Source organism: Allocellulophaga tsushimaensis, assembly GCF_055383085.1.
Map to the genome: position 1 here is coordinate 997,916 of NZ_AP039451.1, position 22,497 is coordinate 1,020,412.

5 protein-coding genes are annotated in these 22,497 nt (G+C 34.9%); 1 reads left to right on the forward strand and 4 read right to left on the reverse strand.

Annotated features, from left to right (window positions below):
- Positions 1-487: 487 nt before the first annotated feature.
- The 3 genes from ACZ451_RS04465 to lacZ all read right to left on the reverse strand — a co-directional run bounded on the left by ACZ451_RS04465 (position 488) and on the right by lacZ (position 18,706).
- Positions 488-7,378, reverse strand: a complete 6,891-nt coding sequence (locus ACZ451_RS04465) for an Ig-like domain-containing protein (RefSeq protein WP_464215900.1) — start codon at positions 7,376-7,378, stop codon at positions 488-490.
- A 670-nt stretch (positions 7,379-8,048) separates the two neighbouring features.
- Complete coding sequence (locus ACZ451_RS04470; protein WP_464215901.1) at positions 8,049-15,098, reverse strand: Ig-like domain-containing protein; 7,050 nt, start codon at positions 15,096-15,098, stop codon at positions 8,049-8,051.
- A gap of 347 nt (positions 15,099-15,445) precedes the next feature.
- Positions 15,446-18,706, reverse strand: a complete 3,261-nt coding sequence (gene lacZ / locus ACZ451_RS04475) for a beta-galactosidase, LacZ type (RefSeq protein WP_464215902.1) — start codon at positions 18,704-18,706, stop codon at positions 15,446-15,448.
- Between the two features lie 282 nt (positions 18,707-18,988).
- Here lacZ and ACZ451_RS04480 point away from each other — a divergent pair, with 282 nt between their 5' ends.
- Positions 18,989-19,699, forward strand: coding sequence for an SDR family oxidoreductase (locus tag ACZ451_RS04480; RefSeq protein ID WP_464216893.1), 711 nt, complete (start codon positions 18,989-18,991; stop codon positions 19,697-19,699).
- 1 nt (position 19,700) lies between these two features.
- Here the strand turns inward: ACZ451_RS04480 and ACZ451_RS04485 are convergent, their stop codons facing one another.
- Positions 19,701-22,427, reverse strand: coding sequence for a PD-(D/E)XK nuclease family protein (locus ACZ451_RS04485; RefSeq protein WP_464215903.1), 2,727 nt, complete (start codon positions 22,425-22,427; stop codon positions 19,701-19,703).
- Positions 22,428-22,497 lie beyond the last annotated feature (70 nt).

Consider the following 22,497-nt stretch of genomic DNA (forward strand, 5'->3'; position numbering starts at 1 on the left):
GGATAACACAAAAATTAATGAAAGGGATAAAGATTCTCGAAAATGTTTTCGAGAATCCCTTAAAAAATAATTCTTTTTCATAGCATTTTTTTAAAGATTCTGGATAAAAATCGGCGAAATGATAAAATATGCTGTAGAATAGCAATGGAATTTTCTTATAATTTGATATATAAAATCTATTGAAGCGCCTAAATGCCTTACAATCAAATTGTTTTAAGAAAAATTTAATAAGAAAGGTTTAAAAAATATACTGATTAGAAAAGTAAAAATACATATTTCGTAATATTTATTAATAAAAATTTACAAAAACTAATTTAATAGATTTAAAAATGAATATTTCTTAAAATAGTGTGCAATTCTAGAAAAACTATCTATTAAAAACGTACTTGGTTAAAGTAATTTTTAAACATAAAAATGGCGCCAAGATATCTTGGCGCCATTTACTTGTATTATGATCCTAAAATATGGATAAAATTATATTACATCCCTATTTCTTAATCAACTTCATGTTAGATACTGTCTGTCCATTAGCATCTACCAATCGTAAAATATAAATCCCTTGTGTAAGAGTTGAAGCATCTATCTCTCCTGTTCCATTATTAATCTCTACATCAAATGGTGACATGACCACCTGACCAGTTAAATTAACCATGATTCCTGTTAAAATCTGCTCTCCCATTCCTTTCATAGAGAATTGTGCAATATCGGCTACCGGATTAGGTGATATAACTCCTATACTTAGAGCTACTTCTCCGCCACCTTCTTCGGTGACAACTCCATCTATAACCTCAAAAGTAACTGTAATAGGTTCTCCTGCTGTACCACTTCCATTTGGCCCTGAATATGGCCTTGCCGTTATCGTATTTGTCCCTAGTGGGAATCTAACTCCAATAAAGGTACCTCCAAAATCACCTGCTAAAGTAAATGGTGCTACATTCTCTGTATGGAAAGAGGCTCTACCATTTAAATCAAAAATAACACTCCTAACAGCTACATTTCCTGCATTGGCAATAACACTAAAACGTGTCGTATTTAAGGTACTTAAATCGATAATATCACCATCATTTAAAGCACCTATTTCTGTATTTGCTTCTGCATCTACTAAGGTTAATCCTGCCATATTAACACCATCTATTACCTCAAAAGTAACCGTAATTGGTGCTCCAGCAGCTCCGCTACCATTTGGACCAGTATATGGTGTTGCCGTTATTGTATTTGTCCCTAGTGGGAAGTTAACACCGATAAAGGTACCTCCAAAATCACCTGCTAAGGTATAGGGCGCTACATTCTCCGTATGGAAAGCATCTCTGCCATTTAAACCAAAAACAACACTCCTAATAGGAACATCACCAATATTAGCGATAACACTAAAACGTGTAGTGTTTAAAGTACTTAAATCAATAACATCGCCATCATTTAAAGCACCTAACGCTACATCTGCTTCGGCATCTACTAAGGTTAAACCTGCTACTTCTGGACCCTCTAATACTGCTAATGTAATGTCAACCGGTATTGTAGGATTAATAGGGTCATTACTATGTACAACAGCTGTTGATGTATAAGTGCTTCCATCTTCAAATCCTAAAGCGCTAATTTCAATAGGGATATCAACCGATGCTCCCGGTGCTAAAGTTCCAGTGACAAAAGGCATAAAAGTTAAGGCTATATTTGGACTTGAAAAGAAATCGCCCACTACCAAAATCCCATCAACTCCTCCAGGGCCTTCAATACCGATTGTATTATCAATAAGCGATAAGCTTTTATACTGCATTTTAATAGTACCATTAGGGAATAAAATTACCTGAAAAGTTACTGGATCAAACTGATCAAATTCATTCACGCTGATAAAAGGGGTTTCTTCGTATTGTATAATAAAATACTCTGATGTGCCCTGATAAAATACCCCTGTACCATTACTTGGATCTAGAGTTTCCTCCCAATAAGGAGCAATAATATTATCAATTCCATCTGCATCTGGTATAAATCTTGGAAAATCACTATCTGGTACAAAAGGATCAAAGGTTAGATAGCCAAATTCTGTTATTGTAATTTCATTTTGCATTTCTCCATAGAATGTAAAATCAAAAGATAAAGGAATCGTCTCGTTGCGTTCCGATCCAAAATTTACCGCAGTACCCGTGCTACTAATATCTATAAAATCAAAGGCAGGTCCGCCTTCATTACTGGCTACAGAGATATAGCTAAAGTTATCTACATTTCCATCGACGCCTATGGTAGTTTCAACTTCTTCTTCATCGAAAAAGTCATCCTCTTCATCAAAAAACTCTTCTCCTTCTAATGCAAAAGTGGCAGGAGGCGCTATAGCATATATTAATTGCCCATCCCCATTATTGCTTAAAGTGATACGCTCTGTAGTAGCTTCGCCTTCGTTTAATGCTACAAATAAGGAAGTAGGACTAACATCAATAACAGGTGCAGCTACACCATTACCACTAAGGCTTATCGTAAGGTTTTCGTTGCCAGACTGGTCATTGCTTCGAATTGTAATTTCACCTGTTATGTCTCCTTCTACAGTTGGTGCAAAGCTTACCGTAATATCTTTTGTTTCCCCAGCATTAATAAAAAACGGTGCCTCAATATCTAATTGAAAATCAGGATTAGCATTGGTAATTTCATCAATAACTAAAGCCCCTGTTTGCGTATTTTGGATACTTAATACAATCTCACTATTCTGACCCACAAAAACAGGATCAAATGCTAGTATTTCTTCGGATACCGCTATTGCTGGTTCCCCTAAAATATTCAACTCAAATTGTACCACACTATTGCTCTTATCTGGTGCATTGGAAGAAACCTCTAATATATCACGAAATATTCCAGAAAGTTCACCAGGATCTAAACTTACAGTAATGTCTCTAGAACCTCCTGGTGCAATGGCACCAGAGGTAGCACTAATACTGTTTATTAAACGCTCTAACCCAACTCTAGGTATAGAAGGTCTATTAAAACGCAAAGCTAGTCTGTTGGTTATAAAATCGGTATTAAATGCTACTTGTACTCCATCACTGGCATCTGCATTCTCAATACCCACAGTAGCTAAATTACGTGAATTGAAAAAATTTACACTCTCATAAAAAATATCAATATTACCAGAAGGATAAAGCACTACCTGAAAGGTAGCTTGATCACCAACTTCGCTAAACGGATCACCAGCTTCAGTCCATTGTACAATAAAACGATCTCCTAAATCAGCAACATGTATTGATGAGGAAAAACCTGTAAAAAAGTCAATCCAAAAAGGAGCGATGATATTATTGACTCCTTCATCAAATGGAATTTGTTCATTAAAAGTAGTATCTCCTGTAAGTTCCGAAAAAGATAAAAGTCCATTTTCGTTAATATAAACTGAATCATAGACGCCTTCATAGAAATTAAAAGGGAAAGAAATTGGTTCTAAAGTGCTATTATCATCTCTAACCAAATTTGTTATATTCTTACCAGTCAGCGAAATATCCATAAAGTCATATACTGGTCCACCAGGCTCATTACTAGAAATCCAAGTATAGCCAAATTCATTATCGGTCCCTACTGCAGAACGGAGCGGCGTACCTACACGTGTATCCTTGCTATTTTTATCGCTTCTCTTAAAATTACTAAAATCCAGAATCTCCTTACTATTTAATTGTACATTTGGATCGGCCAGTAGGTTAGCAGCAGCTAATTCGGGGAAGGCAAAGGTTAAAGGAAAAACACCATCATTACGAAGGGTAAACTGCGCATCTACTGTAATTCCTGGATCTGTAGTTGCAAAAACTTCTGCAGGATCTATTGTAAGTATTGGAGGGTCTACGCCTATTCCATTTAAAATAATCTCTAGTGTATCTGTATTTTCTGCATTACTCACAAGGCTTAAAAATGCAGTAGTACTACCTGATCTGGAAGGCGTATACGTTACCGTTAAGGCTACTTTTTCCCCCGGATCTAATGTAGTTTCTGTATTCGGAGAAACCGTAAAATCAGTATCACTAGTACTAATTTCCGAAATTGTTAAAGGAGAAAAACCACTATTACTTATCGTTACTACTTTTTCACTAGTGCCTCCTATAAATACATTATTAAAGGACAGTAATTCTTCTGAAGTGGCAATACCTGAAACTTGTCCGGATACCTCAAAAGTTGTAGCGATACTAACATTAGGATTTATAGGATCGTTACTATTTATTAAAATATCAGAATTGTACAAACCATTAGCTAAACTAGAAGCATCAAAAGTGACTTCTACAGTTATAGATTCTCCTGGTGGAATGGTACTTGAGCTTGGACTTAGGCTAATATAGTCCTCTTCTTGTACGCCTCCACTTAAGGCGCGTTGTAAAATGTTAAACCCATCCGTTGCGTAGGTAAACCCACCATCAGCACTTATTCCAAAGGTATTTAGTGGAATAAATGATACAGAATTGTCTGAACCAAACGGAAACCTAATTTCTTGAGGATAATGATGTACTACCCAAAAATTTTCTCCTGTTTTAAAATTGATAGGCTGCACTAATTCTTCAAGCAAAAAGATACCCTCTTGACTTATGGTGGTAATTATTTGTTGTGATAGGAGTTCTCCACGCGAAGGATTGGAACCACCACGATATACTTCTAAAATAATATTTACTTCTTCTAAGTTTTCTGTTCTATAATAATTTCGAACATGGGTTAGAGTGAAGTCTGATTCTGGAACATATTGTACTGCTGTTGTTGCTGAAAACTGACCATCAAAACCACCAAAACTAATATCTGTGAGGTCTCCTGTATCGTAAAAAATAGAATCTCTAAAAACAATACCACTATCGCCTAAACTCGCTGCCCTTTTAGCTGCATTTGCAGGCGCTTTTATCTTCTTTAATTCTGGAATATCAGTAATCGTAGTTCCTACTCCATAGTTACGCATATCTAAATCTGCAATAACCGTAGCGTTTTCTGGAGAAAAACGGGTAACTCCAGAGCCGCTTACAAAAGTAAGGTCTGTATCTCCCGTATTACTTATCGTTATGTTTTCTGTAGTCTTTGCAGATGTATTTGTTTGCACATCAATAACAGCACTTATATTATCTACACTCAAAGCTATGCTAGGTGGTACCCTAACACTAAGGTTTACTGGAATGTCTATAGTAGGATTTGTAGTATCGTTACTATTAATATTAATGGTAGCAGTATACTCTCCTGCATCTAAATCTCGTGTATCAAAACGTACTTTTGCTTCTAAAGATTCCCCAAAAGGTACAGTACCAAATATAGGACTGGCAGTTAAGAAAAATGCATTGTTATCTCCATCTGTAATCACAATATTATCAATAGAAAAACGTGCATTACCACCGTCATCAGTTAAGAAGGCTACATTTTCAAAAAAGTTACTCTCTGGATTACCAGGACCTACATAGATTAATTCATCATTAATAAACACTTTCTGTGTAGCATCTCTTTGATCAGTAGTTAAGCTAATATTAAACCAACCCTCAGGGCGTGTTGCTTGAGTACGCACAAAGTTAAAATCAAGATGATCTAATACATCTACAGTACCATCTGCATTAAACTGTACCACTACACCACCATTTCTAACTCCTCCTAATAGCGACTGTGCAGAAAACCTAAAAAGGGCATCATTACCATCTATCCTTACTTGAGCTGATGCCTTCATAATACTCCTGTTCCCTGGAGTAATACTAGGAGATTCTATAAAACTTCCTCGTCTACCCCCACTAGTCGTCATACTTAAACCTCGTTCTCCTTCAAAAGCGGCCTCTGCTGTAATGGTATAATTAGAAAGACCTGTGACAGACCACCCATTTTCCTCATCAAGAGTAGTCCCTAATTCAAAATTTTCAAAGCCTTCTGCATATGCTTCAGTTTCTACTTGTTGTAGAGTTCTACTGTTCATATCGCTATATATTGCTTTTTTTGATTGTGCTACTTGTATAGGCTTTGTTCCTTTTTTTGCTAAGGTCGCTGCAAATTTTGCAGCACGGCTAGCAAAAGTTTCTTGTACTTCTCTATTAATGGTGATATTAAAGTCTAGATCAGCTTCTCCTTCATTTGAAATGACAAGATCTCTATCTAGCACTAAAAATTGCGCTAATGTTTCCTCAAAAGCTGAGGAAGAAATACCTATAACTGGAGCTTCCGTACCATCTGAAAGGCGAAGGTTAATAGGAATCTCATATAAGGTTTCATCGCCTTCTACAGTTAAAATTACTGTTTCGTTATAGAGACCACGTGGAAGATTAGCCGTATCAATATTAAGAATGAATACTGCACTTTCTTGAGGAGCAATATTTAGTACTTCTGGAACGAGGGAACTAATGGTCTGTGCGCCTTCACTGGTGCTTATGGTAACCACCACATCGCTTTCAGATACATTAGTAACGCTGATATTCTGAGACAAAGTTTCTCCTACAAAAAGCTCTTCATTGATGTCACTTGGTCCAAAAATGATAGATTCATTATCAAAGCCCTCAATACGCCATCCCATATCACTAAAGAATCCCCTAGTAATATCACCGATGTCGAAATTAGACTCAGCACTAGCAGCTACAGGCGTCATAAGAGAGTTTGGATCCCCAGTAGGGAATGTTGCTTCATCCCAATGCGAAATACTTGAGCCACGTATGTAAGGACTTGGCGCAAAAACTTTAGGAAGAATACCCCCTAGGGCACTAACAGCCAAAGGGCTATTACAAAATACATCACCACTAGTTAAAAACCTTCCAAGTTCTTCGGAGGGATTTCGCAAATCTATTCCCAAATTTCCATCGCTATCCACAAGAAATCCGTCATATATAAAACTACTCTCTCCTTGATCAAAGCTTCCAATCCCGCCATCTTCAATTCCACTGCCAATAAAACCTAGTCCATGGCCCATTTCGTGTAGGGCTACAGTAACAAAATCAAACTGTCCAGCAGGTGTATTTCCATCCGTACCAAAATACCAAGGTATACTGCTACCAATATTAACAATCAAATCAAACTCCAAATCTGTTGCCAAATCCGTTCTCGCAAGGGAATTAGCCAAGGCAATAGGATAAAATACATCTGGTACTGGAGCTCCTTCAAAATTTCTGATCAGGGTAGTAGGACCAGCTGAAGCTAATACATCTACTCCAAGATCTTGAAAATCGGCAAAAATTCGAATAGGTACACTTGAAATAAGTTCTTGGGCCCAAATATCTATAGCAAATTGAAAGGCAGCCTGAACATCTAAATTTCCTTGCGCACCTGGACCATAAGTAATAATAATTTCCGTAGTAGAATTAGCGCGTGATTTACCAATACGCTGCATTTTTTTAGATTTCAATTGTTTCATGGCCATTTTAGAATTGGCATCCTCAAATTTGGCAGGACAAACAATAGGGTCTATGGATTTTCGTTCCATTTTTTGGGCTTCCATGACTTGCATAAATCCTAAAAAGAATATAAAGGGAAGCAATTTTATGTGAGTTAGTTTACGAAAATATTTTCGTAAACTACTCACGAGATAATTTTTTCTCATAATGTTCTGTTTTTAATTAGTATTGTGTATGTATATATATATTAGTGCTGATACTGTAGCGACGAATACACATTTACTAACTATTATTATGTTAAAAAATATTAAAATAAAATGGTGTGCATAGTAGTAGCCTATTATTTTATAGTAACGTTATTAGGCTTAAAGGCAATAAAATAAGGCTATTGGACTAGTTATGTATACTAGCGTTTTTGTAAGAAAATGAAGAAGAAATTTAAGCAGTTTTTTTAGAAAATAGTGTTAATTATAGGATTTTATTTAACAATATTTTGTTTTAAACACAAAATTATTAAGGTATTTTATGACATAATTGACTTATTTAAGTCTAAATATTAACAGTTTTTAAGGATGAAAAAATAATTTACAGGTGTTTTACAGATCATAAATTTTGAACTAAGGTATCCTATGATATTAAAAAAACTCTCTACGTTTTATTTTACAACATTATAAAAAAACATAAAAATGGCGCCAAGATATCTTGGCGCCATTTACTTGTATTATGATCCTAAAATATGGATGAGATTATATTACATCCCTATTTCTTAATCAACTTCATGTTAGATACTGTCTGTCCATTAGCATCTACCAATCGTAAAATATAAATCCCTTGTGTAAGAGTTGAAGCATCTATCTCACCTGTTCCATTATTAATCTCTACATCAAATGGTGACATGACCACCTGACCAGTTAAATTAACCATGATTCCTGTTAAAATCTGCTCTCCCATTCCTTTCATAGAGAATTGTGCAATATCGGCTACCGGATTGGGTGATATAACTCCTATACTTAGAGCTACTTCTCCGCCACCTTCTTCGGTGACAACTCCATCTATAACCTCAAAAGTAACTGTAATAGGTTCTCCTGCTGTACCACTTCCATTTGGCCCTGAATATGGCCTTGCCGTTATCGTATTTGTCCCTAGTGGGAATCTAACTCCAATAAAGGTACCTCCAAAATCACCTGCTAAAGTAAATGGTGCTACGTTCTCTGTATGGAAAGAGGCTCTACCATTTAAATCAAAAATAACACTCCTAACAGCTACATTTCCTGCATTGGCAATAACACTAAAACGTGTCGTATTTAAGGTACTTAAATCGATAATATCACCATCATTTAAAGCACCTATTTCTGTATTTGCTTCTGCATCTACTAAGGTTAATCCTGCCATATTAACACCATCTATTACCTCAAAAGTAACCGTAATTGGCGCTCCAGCAGCTCCGCTACCATTTGGACCAGTATACGGTGTTGCCGTTATGGTATTTGTCCCTAGTGGGAAGTTAACACCGATAAAGGTACCTCCAAAATCACCTGCTAAGGTATAAGGCGCTACATTCTCCGTATGGAAAGCATCTCTGCCATTTAAACCAAAGACAACACTCCTAATAGGAACATCACCAATATTAGCGATAACACTAAAACGTGTAGTGTTTAAAGTACTTAAATCAATAACATCGCCATCATTTAAAGCACCTAACGCTACATCTGCCTCGGCATCTACTAAAGTTAAACTTGCTACTTCTGGACCCTCTAATACTTCCAATGTAATGTCAACCTGAGTAACAGGATTAAGAGGATCATTACTACTTACAATACTAGAAGATGTATACGTGATTCCTCCATCAAGACCAACAGCACTAATTTCAACAGGCACATCAACTGATTCTCCTGGTGCTAAAGTACCAATAATCGGTGGTGTAAAAGTAAGTGCTAGATTGTTCTCTAAATAAGTATTGTTAAATACAACTTGTAATCCAAATGTGCCATCTGGTCCTTCTATACCAACAGTACTAGACGTCAACAGTGCCGTAGTAAGATCGGCATACTGCATTTTAAAGGACCCGTCAGGGAATAAAATAATTTGGAAAGTTACCGGAGCATCGTTTGCTAAGAAACGTGGCGTTGCCTCATATTGTATAATAAAACGCTCCGCGTTACCTTCATAGAAAACTCCAGTTCCATTGAGAGGCTCTATGTCATCCCACATTCCTGCAATGTAATTATTTGGACTTCCTGTATCAGGTATTTGGTCATTACCGAAATCATTTCCTACAATAGGAGAAAAAGTAACATAACCATTTGCAGAAATCGTCACTTCATTTTGAATTTCTCCATAGAAAGTGAAATCAAAAGGTAAAGGAACTGTTTCGTTACCATCATTAGCTACAATGGCTTGTGTACCTGTTCCACTGATATCAATAAAATCAAAAGCAGGTCCACCACTATTGCTATCTACAAAAGTATAGCCAAAACTATCTGGTCCGCCACTGGCATTACGGAAGGTTTGTCCAATTCTATTATCATCATCCATTTTACTTCTCAATGGTTCAAAATCTAACTGCTCATAGGATGAGAAAGTTACAGCAGCCGTTCCATCAGCAGTAAAAGGGGCAGGAGGTGTTACCGAATACATTAACGGACTTCCACCTGAATTACTCAATGTAATATTCTCTGTAGTAGTTTCTCCTTCAGTTAAACGAGCAGAAAGTGAAACAGGATCGATATTAAGAACTGGAGGATCTACACCTATACCACTTAAACTAATAGTAAACAATTCATTACCAAATCCATCATTACTAATAATTGAGATTTCATCTGTTATTTCGCCAATCGATGTTGGTGTAAATGTAATATTTACAGCAGTAGCTTCCCCTGGGTTCAATGAAATAGGTGCTGTCAAATCTAACTCGAAGTCAGTATTTACATTAGATAGTTCACTAATTTCAAGAACTGCTGTTCCTGTATTTTCAATACCTACCATTGCCGTAGTGTTTAGTCCAACAAAAAGAGGTTCAAAAACTAATATTTCATCAGAAACAATTAGTTGTGGATCACCATCTACAGTCAATTCAAATAATGCCGTACTAGTACTTTTATCTGGTGCATTAGATGAAACCATTAATTCATCAAAGAATACCCCTGCATTTAATTCTGTAGCATCTAAAGTTACGGTTAGTTCTCTAGAACCTCCAGCAGCAACAAAACCAGAGAGATCACTAACAGCCGTAATTAAATTTGTAAGTGGAATTGCAGGTCTGTTGAAACGTAAGGCTAGACCATCTTTAATGTAATCTGCATTAAAGACTACCTGCGCTCCGTCTGTACCATCAGCATTCTCTATACCTACAGTAGCATTATCACGGAAACTTGCTGTATTAACATCTTCATAAAAGATATCAATATTACCATCAGAATACAGTACAGCTTGGAAAGTAGCACTTTCAGCTGGTGCTCCAACGAAAACATTAACACCAGTCCACTGTACTACAAAACGATCGCCAAAATCAGCAACATGAACTGTACCTTGATTTTGAGGCTCTATATCATCCCAAAAAACAGCTATAACATTATTAACATTGTCATCTACTGGAAGCTGATTATTAATAAAAGTAAAGCCAGTAGGCTGTGCAAAAGATAGGAATCCATTAGCATTTATAAAAATAGATTCATAAGCTACTCCATAAAATTCAAAAGGGAAGGAAATTGGTCCAGAAACAGTTCCATCCTGACCAAGTGCACCTGTAATATCTACACCTATTCCAGTAATATCTTGAAAAGCGTATACTGGTCCTCCTTCTTCGTCACTATCAATCCAAGTGTAGCCAAAAGCATCATCAGATCCAAATGCAGAACGTACCGGAGTACCTACACGTGTATCTTTCGTATTCTTATCTCCTGTTACAAAATTATTAAAAGTAAGGATTTCTTTACTGTTTAATTGTGCATTTGGGTTAGCCAATGCATTAGCTGCAGCAAATTCAGGAAATGAGAAAGATAAAGGAGAATTACCATCATTACGTAGTGAAACCTGTACATCTACGGTGGTTCCTGCTTCTGTAGTAGCAGAAACTTCTGCAGGATCAAATGCTACCATTGGAGGATCTACTCCTACACCATTTAAAATAAGCGAGATAGTATTATCATTAACTGCATCACTAGTAATGGATAATGTTCCATTAATACTTCCTAAACTGGAAGGTGCAAAAGTAACCGTAACTTCTAATTCTTCTCCAACTTGGATAAGAGCGGAAGCAGGTTCTACAGTAAAATCAGGATTATCTGATGCTATCTCAGAAACATTTAATATGGCTAAACCATTATTGTTAATAGTAAAAGTTCTTTGATTAGAAGCACCTAAAAATACATTGTTAAAGAGTAATATTTCTTCAGCTACTTCAATTTCTGGAGCCTGCCCAGAAACTTCAAAAGTTGTTGCAACTGTAGCTGTAGGTGTTACAGGATCATTGCTGTTCACTAATATATCAGTATTGTACACCCCATTGACTAAATCAGCGCCATTAAAAGTAACTTCTACATCTGTGGAACCTCCAGGTGGTACAATTCCAGAAGAAGGGCTTAATGTGATATATGGTTCTTGACCAGCATTTCCGCTTAATGCACGCGTCAACATAGTGAAGTTGGGTATATTTGTATATGTTGTTCCTCCGTCTGCACTAAAGAAATAGGTATTAGGACGCGTATTGGTAATGGTGGCATCCTGTCCTTGTGGAGTATTAAGTCCCGCAGGATAGCCATGTACTACCCAAAAATTTTCACCTGCTGAAAAGTTTAATGGCGTCATGAGTTCTTCCAACAAAAAGATACCATCAGCAGCAAGGGTTGTGGTATTCTGCTCCAATAACAGTTCTCCCTCAGCTGGTGTATCTCCTCCTCGATATATTTGTAAGAGAATATTGGCTTCCGTTAAAGTTTCGGTCCGATATGCATTTCTTACTGCGGTAAGAGTGAAATCCGTTTCAGCATCGAAACGCACAGCTATAAGAAATGGATTGCCGTTTTGAAGTCCTCCAAAGCTATCTGGGAAATTGAGTCCAGAATCATAAAAAATAGAATCGTTGAAAACGCCTGTATTATTAAACTGCGTTTCTGACCGAGTATTAGTAAAGGATTTTATAGAAGAAACTCTTTTTTTAGATTGCCAAGAACTAATTTCCGAATTACCTAAACCATAGTTTTTCATATCTATAGCTGTTCTAGATGCACGTAAATTAGCACCTTCAGTAAGTGATTCAAAAATTGTTCCTCCAAGATCTGTAGTAAAATCTAAATTACTTTGACCATTATTACTAATTGTAAAAGTAGCTGTTCTTGTTGGTGGGGTATCTACTTGGACATTTACAGCTTCATTTAAACTATCAGGATTTACTGAAATGGTTGGTGGTGATACTACTGTTAATGTTACTGGAACATCTACATTTGGATTATTAGGATCATTACTGGCAATATTAATAGTTGCAGCATATTCACCTGGCTCTAAATCTCTAGCATCAAAACGAACACCCGCAGTTAATGACTCTCCAAAAGGAACTGTTCCTGAAAGTGGGTTTACGGTTACAAAGAAGCTATTATCATCCCCATCAGTAATTTCTAGATTATCAAAGTCAAGACTTGAGTTGGCTCCAGCATTATTGGAAAGGAATATGATCTGTTCTATCAAAGGAGAAAATCCTGTACCACTATGAATTAATTCATTATTAATAAATACTTGTAACGCACTATTATCTCTATCTACACTAACACGTAGCGTAAAAAAGCCTTCAGGTCTTGTTGCTTCTATTTGAACAAATGCACCAGCTGTAGCGTCTAGAACTTCTATTGAACCATCTGCATTAAAGCGCACTCTAGTATTTACACTACCTGCGGTTGGCGATTGCGGAATAAATTCAAAATCAGAATCATTTCCTTCAATGCGCATTACTGCAGAAGCTGTCATAAAAGATTGGTCTCCGGGAGTTATCACTGGGGAGATAGCAATAGTCTGTGCTCCTGTTCCAGTAGGTGTTACACGTACCCCTTGATTTCCTTCAAAAGCTGCTTCTGTTGCTACATTAAAACTTCCAAGAGGTGCTGTAAGCCAACCTGATTGATCTCTTAATTCCCCTAATTGGAATGCTTCAAACCCTTCAGCAAAAATTGCCATTTCTGTTTGATTAAATGTTCCAACGTCTGTGCGTATTAGGCTGCTTAATCCATTATTTGCAGTAGTGTAACGTTTTTGGGTAAACCCTTGGGAAGTTATATTTGCAGCAGATTTGGCTGCACGACTAGCAAAAGTCTCTTGTGCCTCGCCGTTAACAGTTATACTAAAATCAAGATCGGCATTACCCGTATTAGAAATCTGTAAATCTCTAGTCACAACCTGTAATTGTTGTATTGTTTCGTTAAAAGTGGCTGGATCTACCCCAATAATAGGTACTTCTGTACCATCTAATACTCTTATGGATACTGGAATCTCTATTGGTGTTTCTACACCTTCTACCGTAAGAATTACGGTTTCATCATAGAAACCTCCTGGCAAGTCTGCTGTATCAATTGCTACAGTTAATATATCATTTTCTGAGATTGCAAGATTCAATACTTCTGGTGTTAAAGAAGCAATAGTCTGTGCTCCTGCACTAGTACTGGCAGTAACCACTACTGCTGCTTCAGAAATATTAGTTATTGTAATATTTTGAGAAAGTGTTTCGCCAACAAAAAGTTCAGCTGTTATGGAATTTGGACTAACAGCTATTGGCGCTTGTCCAGAAAGTACCCATCCCATATCACTAAAAAACCCACGAGTAATATCTCCAATATCAAAATTAGATTCTGCAGATGCAGCAGAAGGTGTCATTAATGAGTTTGGATCTCCTCTAGGGAATACCGCTTCATCCCAATGCGCAATACTAGAACCTCCTTGAAAAGGATTGGGAGCAAAAAGCTCTGGTAAGGTTCCTCCTAATGCTGCTACAGCTGTAGGAGCATTGATAAAAACATCTCCACTTGTATAAAATGCACCCAATGCAACGGAAGGGTTTTCTATATCCAAAACTGAGTTTCCATCTGGATCAACAACAAAAGTATCGAAAATAAAAGGATTTCCTCCATTGTTAATAGTACCAACACCAGTGGCATTATTTACTGTACCTCCATCAATAAAACCTAATCCATGCCCCATTTCGTGTAAAGCAACGGTAACAAAGTCAAATTGTCCTGCTGGTGTATTCCCATCAGTCCCAAAATACCAAGGGATAGCGGTTCCAATATTTACAACCAAATCAAATTCTAAATCTGGAGCAAGATCTGTACCTGCTAATGAATTAGCCAGTGCTATTGGGTAAAAAACATCTGCCTGTGGTGCTCCTTCAAAATTACTAAGTAATCTAGTGGGTCCAGCTGAAGCCAATGCCGTTGGCCCAAGGTTCTGAAAATCTGCCGAAATACGAATTGGCACACTAGAAACAATTTCTTGCGCCCAAATATCAATAGCAAATTGAAATGCGTCTTGCACTTCTTGATTTCCTTGTGCACCAGGACCAAAAGTGATTAAAATCTCAGCAGTATTATTCCTAAGATTTTTGGCGGTAGTTAACGATTTGTTGGTGGCTAACTGTTTCATCGCCATCCTAGAGTTGGCATCTTCAAAAGTTGCCGGACAGACGATAGGCTCTACGTCTCTTTGCTCCATTTTGTTTTGAGCTTGCACATGTGCAGCTCCCAAAATAAAGACGAGCGAAAATAGTAATGTGTGTAGGGATTTACGAAATTGCTCTCGCAAACCACCCACAAAGTAGTTTTTTTTCATAATCATTAGTTTAAATTAGTCTATTCCGATTTTTTCGGAGGATTAAAGTAGGACTTTTTGTAGTATTTTACAACTTTTATTTGAGTTAAAAAGTGTAGATTAAATCCGTGTAGAAATAATTGTTATTTTAATTATTCCAAATAGTTTCTTTATACTAAGAATATGATATTTTTAATCCTAAAAAAAAATGAGAATTTAAAAATTTTAAGAACTATATAAAAATTATATTGCTTTGGCTAAACTCGCTTAAGATGTTAAAATTTGGATTTGATTTTTGTTTGATATTAAAAAAGGTGTTTTCAATATATTGAAAACACCTTTTAACTTTAAAAAATTTTAGCTAACCTTTACCACTGTATCGATAAGGGGTTCTTTACTTCTTGTGAAAAAGGAATCATATAAAAAGAATAACTGTATACATCTGGTTGTATTAAAAATTCTGGATAGGCTTCTGCTCTAGGACTCCAAGTATCGTCTCCTCCTATTCCCATTTGTTTTAAATCTACATTAACTGTTAACATATCTGCTTTTTTAAGCTCGTTGATATGTGCTGCTTGATCTATATTTTCTGTTGTGTACTCTAAAACACTAAAATTTATAGGTTCTTCTCCTTTTATTAAAAGCCCTTTACCTTTTGGATTTTTAATGCTAAACCAATACGTACCTGTACGGTTACCATATTCTTGTGGCTTTGCATAGCTGTAATTCATTGTATTTACCTTAGTAGTATACAAACCTAAATCTGATCCATAATTTCTATCTTGATAATTAGCATGCGGGCCTTTACCAAAATAATTGATATTGGTATATTCTTTTGAAGTTTTAAATTGCATTCCTATTTTTGGAACATTAGGTGCATTTGAATCTATTGCAACTGCATAATTTACTTTTACTTGCCCGTTTCCTAAAACTGTATAGGCTAAATTAACTTCTGTTTTTGGATTTGCAACTACTCCTTTTACTATTATAATAGCTTTTCCTTTTTCAGATGTGTCTATTGTAGTATTAGAAACGGAAAAACTATCGGCTGCTGTTTTCCAATCTCTTTCTTTTTGTTGTTTTTTTGCTTTTCTGTATGCTGCATCATTATCAGTTTCTGGTCTCCAGAAATTTAATTTTAATGGGGCTTTTAATATAGAAACGCCTTTAGCCTCATATTGTGTAATATAGCCAGTGGTCTTATTTATTTGTACTGAAAAACTTTTATTTTTCACCATAATATTAAGATCAGATTCATTTACGTCTACATCAATAAGCTTCATTTTAGGAATACTTACTCTGGTTTTATAGGGCATTACAAATTGCGATTCAAAAACAGTATAGCCTTTATTTGCCCAAAGGGTATTTGTTTTTAACTTACCCTGAAATCTAATATGATATTGACTATTTTCTTTTAATCTAGGCATCTTCACATCTATAGTAAAGTTTTCTGTAGCATAGGGTTTTGTTGCAACAGAAAAGTCTTCTCCTTTTTTAATTACTTTACCATTTTCCAATAATTGCCAAGAGATGGTATAAACATCTAAATGGGTTACATGGTGTCTATTGGTAATACTAAACTGCCCTTTTAACGCATCTACTGCCGTAATTACCACAGGTTGATTTACTTTTTTACATTCATAGGTTTCTGGTTTAGGGGTTCTATCTGCTGCAATAAGGCCATTTAAACAAAAATTGCTAGAATTGGGTTGATCTCCATAATCTCCGCCATAGGCAAAAAATTCTTTTCCGTTAGCATCTTTTTTAATTAGTCCTTGATCTATCCAATCCCAGATATAACCTCCTAATGCTCTATCGTTTTTATAGATAACATCCCAATAGGTTTTCATATTTCCCAAAGAATTCCCCATAACATGAGCATACTCGCACATTAAAACAGGGCGTTTGTCATAACTTGTCTGGTCTATTAGTTCTTGTAATTCTTCTGCTCTTGGATACATTCTACTGAGCATATCTACATAGTCACGGTCCGTTGGATAGTCATATTTTTTATCTCTGTATTTTGGATTTGCATTTTTGAAGCTAATGTCTCCTTGCGCCCCTTCATAATGGATATAACGTGTTGGGTCAAAATCTTTAATCCACCCTGCCATTCCTGCATGGTTTGGTCCTGTTCCAGATTCATTTCCTAAAGACCATATCACTACACTTGGGTGGTTTTTATCTCGCTCAACCATACGTATGGCTCTTTCTAAATAGGCACTTCCCCAATTAGAAACATTAGATAGTTGCCCCCTTACTCCATGGGTTTCTAAATTAGCCTCATCCATAACATAAATCCCATACAGATCACATAATTCATAAAAATAAGGATCGTTAGGATAATGCGAGGTTCGAACTGAATTAAAATTAAACTTCTTTATCAACTTTACATCTTCTTCCATTTCTGCTCTGGTAACAACTTTACCATTTACTGCACTATGGTCATGGCGGTTAACGCCTATCATCTTTACTGGGTTTCCATTCACTAAAAATCTACCGCGATCATCAATTTTAACTTCTCTAAAGCCTACTTTAGTGGCGGTGTATTGTACTGCTTCACCTTTTGCATCTTTTAATGTTAATAGTAAATTATACAAATAAGGATGGTCAGAAGACCATTTTTCTGGATTTTTAATCTCTCTTTCTAGTAACGCACCAAAAGAAACATTATCTCTTTGCGGGTAAAACTCGCCATAATAGTCTCCTAATTTCATCTCTTGTACTTCGCCTACACGATTGCCTTGTGCATCTAAAAGTTCAGAAGAAAGTACCCAATCATCTACAATTGTTTTTAAAGGAGCTGATCCAAAATGACCTACTTTTTTTAAGTATTTATTTTTAATATTAGTCACAAACTCTGGCCGAATTTGCAATAAAGCATCTTCATAGTTATCATCTAAATCTGTTCTCACAAAAAAATCGGACAGCCTTACTTTTGGCAAAGCAGTCATATAAACTTCTCGCTCTATACCACTCATTCTCCAATGATCTTGTGCTTCTAAATAGCTCCCATCTGACCAACGATATACTTTTACAGCAATGGTATTTTTCCCTTTTTGTATGTGTTTTGTTACATCAAACTCTGATGGTAGTCTAGTATCCTCACTATAACCTACAAACTTGCCATTAATCCAAACATAATATGCAGAGGAGACGCCTCCAAAATGTAAAATAATATCTCTTTCTGTCCAAGATTCATCTATATCTATCGTTTTTATATAATGCCCTACAGGATTATCTGAATGGTTGATATTCGGAAAATCACTAAAAAAAGGATATACAGCGTTGGTATAAATAGGTATACCATAGCCTCTCATCTCCCAATTAGAAGGTACATCTATTGTTTTCCAATTTGATGCATCAAAACCTTTTTCATGAAAAATTTTGGATGATTCTTCTGGCGTAGCTACCCAATTAAACTTCCAGTCTCCATTTAAAGATTTAAAATATTTTGATTGCTCTCTTTTATTAACAATGGCATCTGTAGCATTTTCATACGAATAAAAAGTAGCTCTAGCTGGTAGCTTATTAATTTGATTAACCATTGGGTTTTCCCAATCATTCTGTTGAGCCGCTAACTGTACTGTAGTTAGTACAAATAGAAAAGCAATCCATATGTGTTTCATGTGTTCTGTTGTTTTGTTAATGAAATATATAAATTATTATGATTTAAAATTAAAAAATAACTGAATTAGAACATATGCTACATACTAATCAACATTTGATATCATTAAATTTTATGTCTACATTTTATTCAAATCCCTTTGTATATGATTCAATTTCTAAAATTATATCTTATACTATTATAAAAACGTAAATTATCTCATTCTAAAAAATACTTGCTCATATTATAAAAGTAAAATAGAGATTGTTTTATTTTTACAACAACTTGTTTAAAAATTTAAATGATGAATTTAAAAGGAAAAGTAGCCTACATTACTGGCGGCTCTAAAGGAATTGGATTTAGTGTAGCTCAAAAGCTTATTGCTCAAGGAATAAAAGTTGCCATTAGTGGCAGAGTTTTAAAAACTGTTGCACAGGCAGCTGTTTATTTAGGTGATGATACAACTGTTTTAGCATTAGCATCTGATGTTACAAAACTTGAAGATGAAGAAAAAGCTATTCAAGACATCTTACAGAAATGGGGACAATTAGATATTGTTATCGCTAATGCTGGTGTAGGACATTTTGCCCCTGTAGATGAGTTATCTGAAGCGCATTGGCACCAAATGATTGATACGAATATTACTGGTGTTTTTAATACCTTAAAGGCATCTGTTGCTGCACTAAAAAAAGCTCAAGGTTATTATATGACTATAGCTAGTTTAGCTGGAGCTAATTTTTTTGCTTCTGGTGCGGGTTATAATGCCACAAAATTTGCAGTGGTAGGTTTTACACAAGCGGTGATGTTAGATCTTAGAAAATATGGCATTAAAGTTTCTACAATTATGCCTGGTTCTGTAGCTACTCATTTTAATAATAATGAGCCTTCTGATAAAGATGCCTGGAAAATACAACCCAAAGATATTGGAGATTTAGTAGTAGACTTATTGCAAATGAATCCAAGAACATTACCAAGTAAAATAGAAGTAAGACCTACAAGACCTGATTTAAAATAAGTTACACTTCTTTTTCTATAAAAGGTATGTCTGGGTTACTGATTTCAAGGATAAGTGTTTTTAGTATTTCTTTAAATTTTGATAGCATATCTTGATCTATTCTTGTTGTGGTTTTTTGTTGAAATTTTAAAATTTTAGATTTTAGATTTTTAAATGAAATAATACCAGCATACACTTCATTAATTGGTGTTTTAGCATTAAAAAGTAGGGTATAGCATAATAATTGAAATGCCTTGCTTTTACCATAGCTTTCTAATAATTCTTCCCAATTAGTAATTTTAACATCTCTAGGTAATACTTTTCCTGTTTTATAATCTATAATTCTAGTGACTCCATCAATCTCATCTATACGATCTAATTTACCTCTCAGTTTAACTGGAAAATTAAGTTCTGGGTAATCTAATGCTACTTCCATAGCTGCTTCTAATGCCAAAATTTTAATTTGATGTTTTTTCACCTCCTCCAACTCCAAATGAATAAAATTCTCTACATAACGCAATATTACTTGATAGGCAATTAAATTTTTACCCTTTGTAATATCGCCATCTGCATAGGTTTTAATAAAGTTTTGTTTTACAATATCTTTTACTTTGGGAAGCATTTTTTTTAAGCTTTCTTCCGATAAAATTTTACCTATTAAGGGGGTGTACAATTCTTCTAAAGTATCGTGTACTATAGTACCAAACGTATTTGCCGCAACACTCTCTTCTACTTCATTTGTATCATTTATTTTTAAAAGGTTTTTTTTGTAAAAACCTATAGGGTTCCGAATGTAATTTGTTAAGGATGTAGGCGAAAAACCCCTCTTTGCTAATTGTTTTATGAGGTCAATTAATGTATGGTCTTTTGTTATATTTTGTACTTCTTTACGGGTTGGTGTAATTTCTGCTGAAGCAATAATTGCCGTAATATCTTGTCTATTTTTATCTGTAAGCAATTGTGTTATTAATCTACTTTTTTCATTACCCTCTAATACATCTGGTTCTGTATTATAAATGATAAAAATATTTTTTGCTCGTTGCAGTAGACGATAAAAATGATAGGTATATACTGCATCTTTCTCTTTGTAGGTTGGCAGTCCAAAATTACGTTTTGCATCAAACGGAATAAATGAATTATTAGATTTTCCGGAAGGAAGAATCCCTTCATTTACAGAAGTTAAAATTACCGTTTCAAAATCTAAATTTCTACTCTCTAACATCCCCATAACCTGCACGCCTTGTAAAGGTTCTCCCTGAAAGTCTAATGTTTCAGAACTTAGGAGTTCTTTATATAAGCTTTGTAAAGATCGTAGGTCTGCTATAAAAGTATGCTCTTTAATTAATTGTTCTATCTGATTAAAAAGAGTATAAAACCGGTATGTATATTCTAAATCTAAATGTTGTTCTAAGGTTTGAAATTTTTCTTTTAGGATCTGTATTATAGCCAAGCAATTTTCTATAAACAAAGCTGGACTCAATTCTTTGTCAAAAAATAATAACGAAAAAAAATTGCTGTATCTAGGTGCTATATGTTCAATTTTCTCCTTAGTCACATAGGCCCAATTCTTAGCCTTTATTTTATTACTAATTAGTGTTGCTGTATTTATATTTTTTTCCGAAAGTACTATTTGGATATATGGGTGAGCTAATAAGTTTAAAATATTTTGATAGAACCAACCTTCTTTCTGCCTTTGTTTATGCAGTTCAAAAAATAAGTCGAATAAACTTGCTAAAGGGGTTTTAAAAATAGGATATCCCATTGTAATGTTAATCCGCTCTATTTCATTTGGTATGGAATTTATAATAGGATTAAGCAAGTTTTCATCTCCTAATACTACAGCTGTATTTTTAAGCTGTATTGGGTTATTCTTATTTATTTTTTTTAATATATGGCCTACATATTTTGCTTGAGAAACATTTTTAGGTACCCCTATAATCTTTATTTCTTTTTCGGTAAGGTATTCGCTTCCTACTCCTTTTAGTGGATTAGATTTAAAATAAGTCCAGTTATTTTGATGTTGTCGTATAAAATAGCTTGCATCATGTATTTTATCATTTAAAAAATAAGAATCTGTATCCCAAAAAATATCTGAATCTGACTTCGCTAAAATTTCTTGAATAAGAAATTCTTCTGCTTTATTTAATGCATTAAAACCAATAAAGATATGTTTCTTCTCCTTTTTTTCTTGTAAATAATGACCTAGTAGATGACATGCTTGGCGGTACACTAGACCTTGATGTCCTAAATTTTTTTCTAATAAGGAAGCGTTAAAGTGATGGTAAAATTCATCTAAGTTATTCCAAAACTTAAGATAGTCATCAACCATTTTAGTTTTCTCTTCTTTTAAATAAGAGTTCAATTCTTGATAAGCAGACAAATAAGAAAATATACTGTTTGTATCTATTAAATACCGATCTATTTCATTGAAATCTTGAAGTATTGTTTGCCCCCATTTAGAAAAAGTAAAAAAGTTGTCTTTATCAGTCTCCTTAGTAGTGCTTAAATAAGATGTATATAGTGTAAAGAGTTGTTCAGTATTAGATGCATATGTTAAACCAGAAATTAGCTCTACAAAAGTCTCAATACTATAAATTTCTGGCGCAAAAACAGTTTTCTTTACTGTTTTAGAAATACAGTTTTTCAGAAAGGTTCCCGCTCTTTTGCTTGGCAATATAAAAATCAAATCAGCAATATTAGCAGTAGAATCTAAAATTTCTGTAACTACTTCTTCTAAAAAATTACGCATTTTATAAAAATAAAAAAAGCTCCGCAAATGCAGAGCTTTTATCTATAATTGAAAGTTAATAACTAGATAA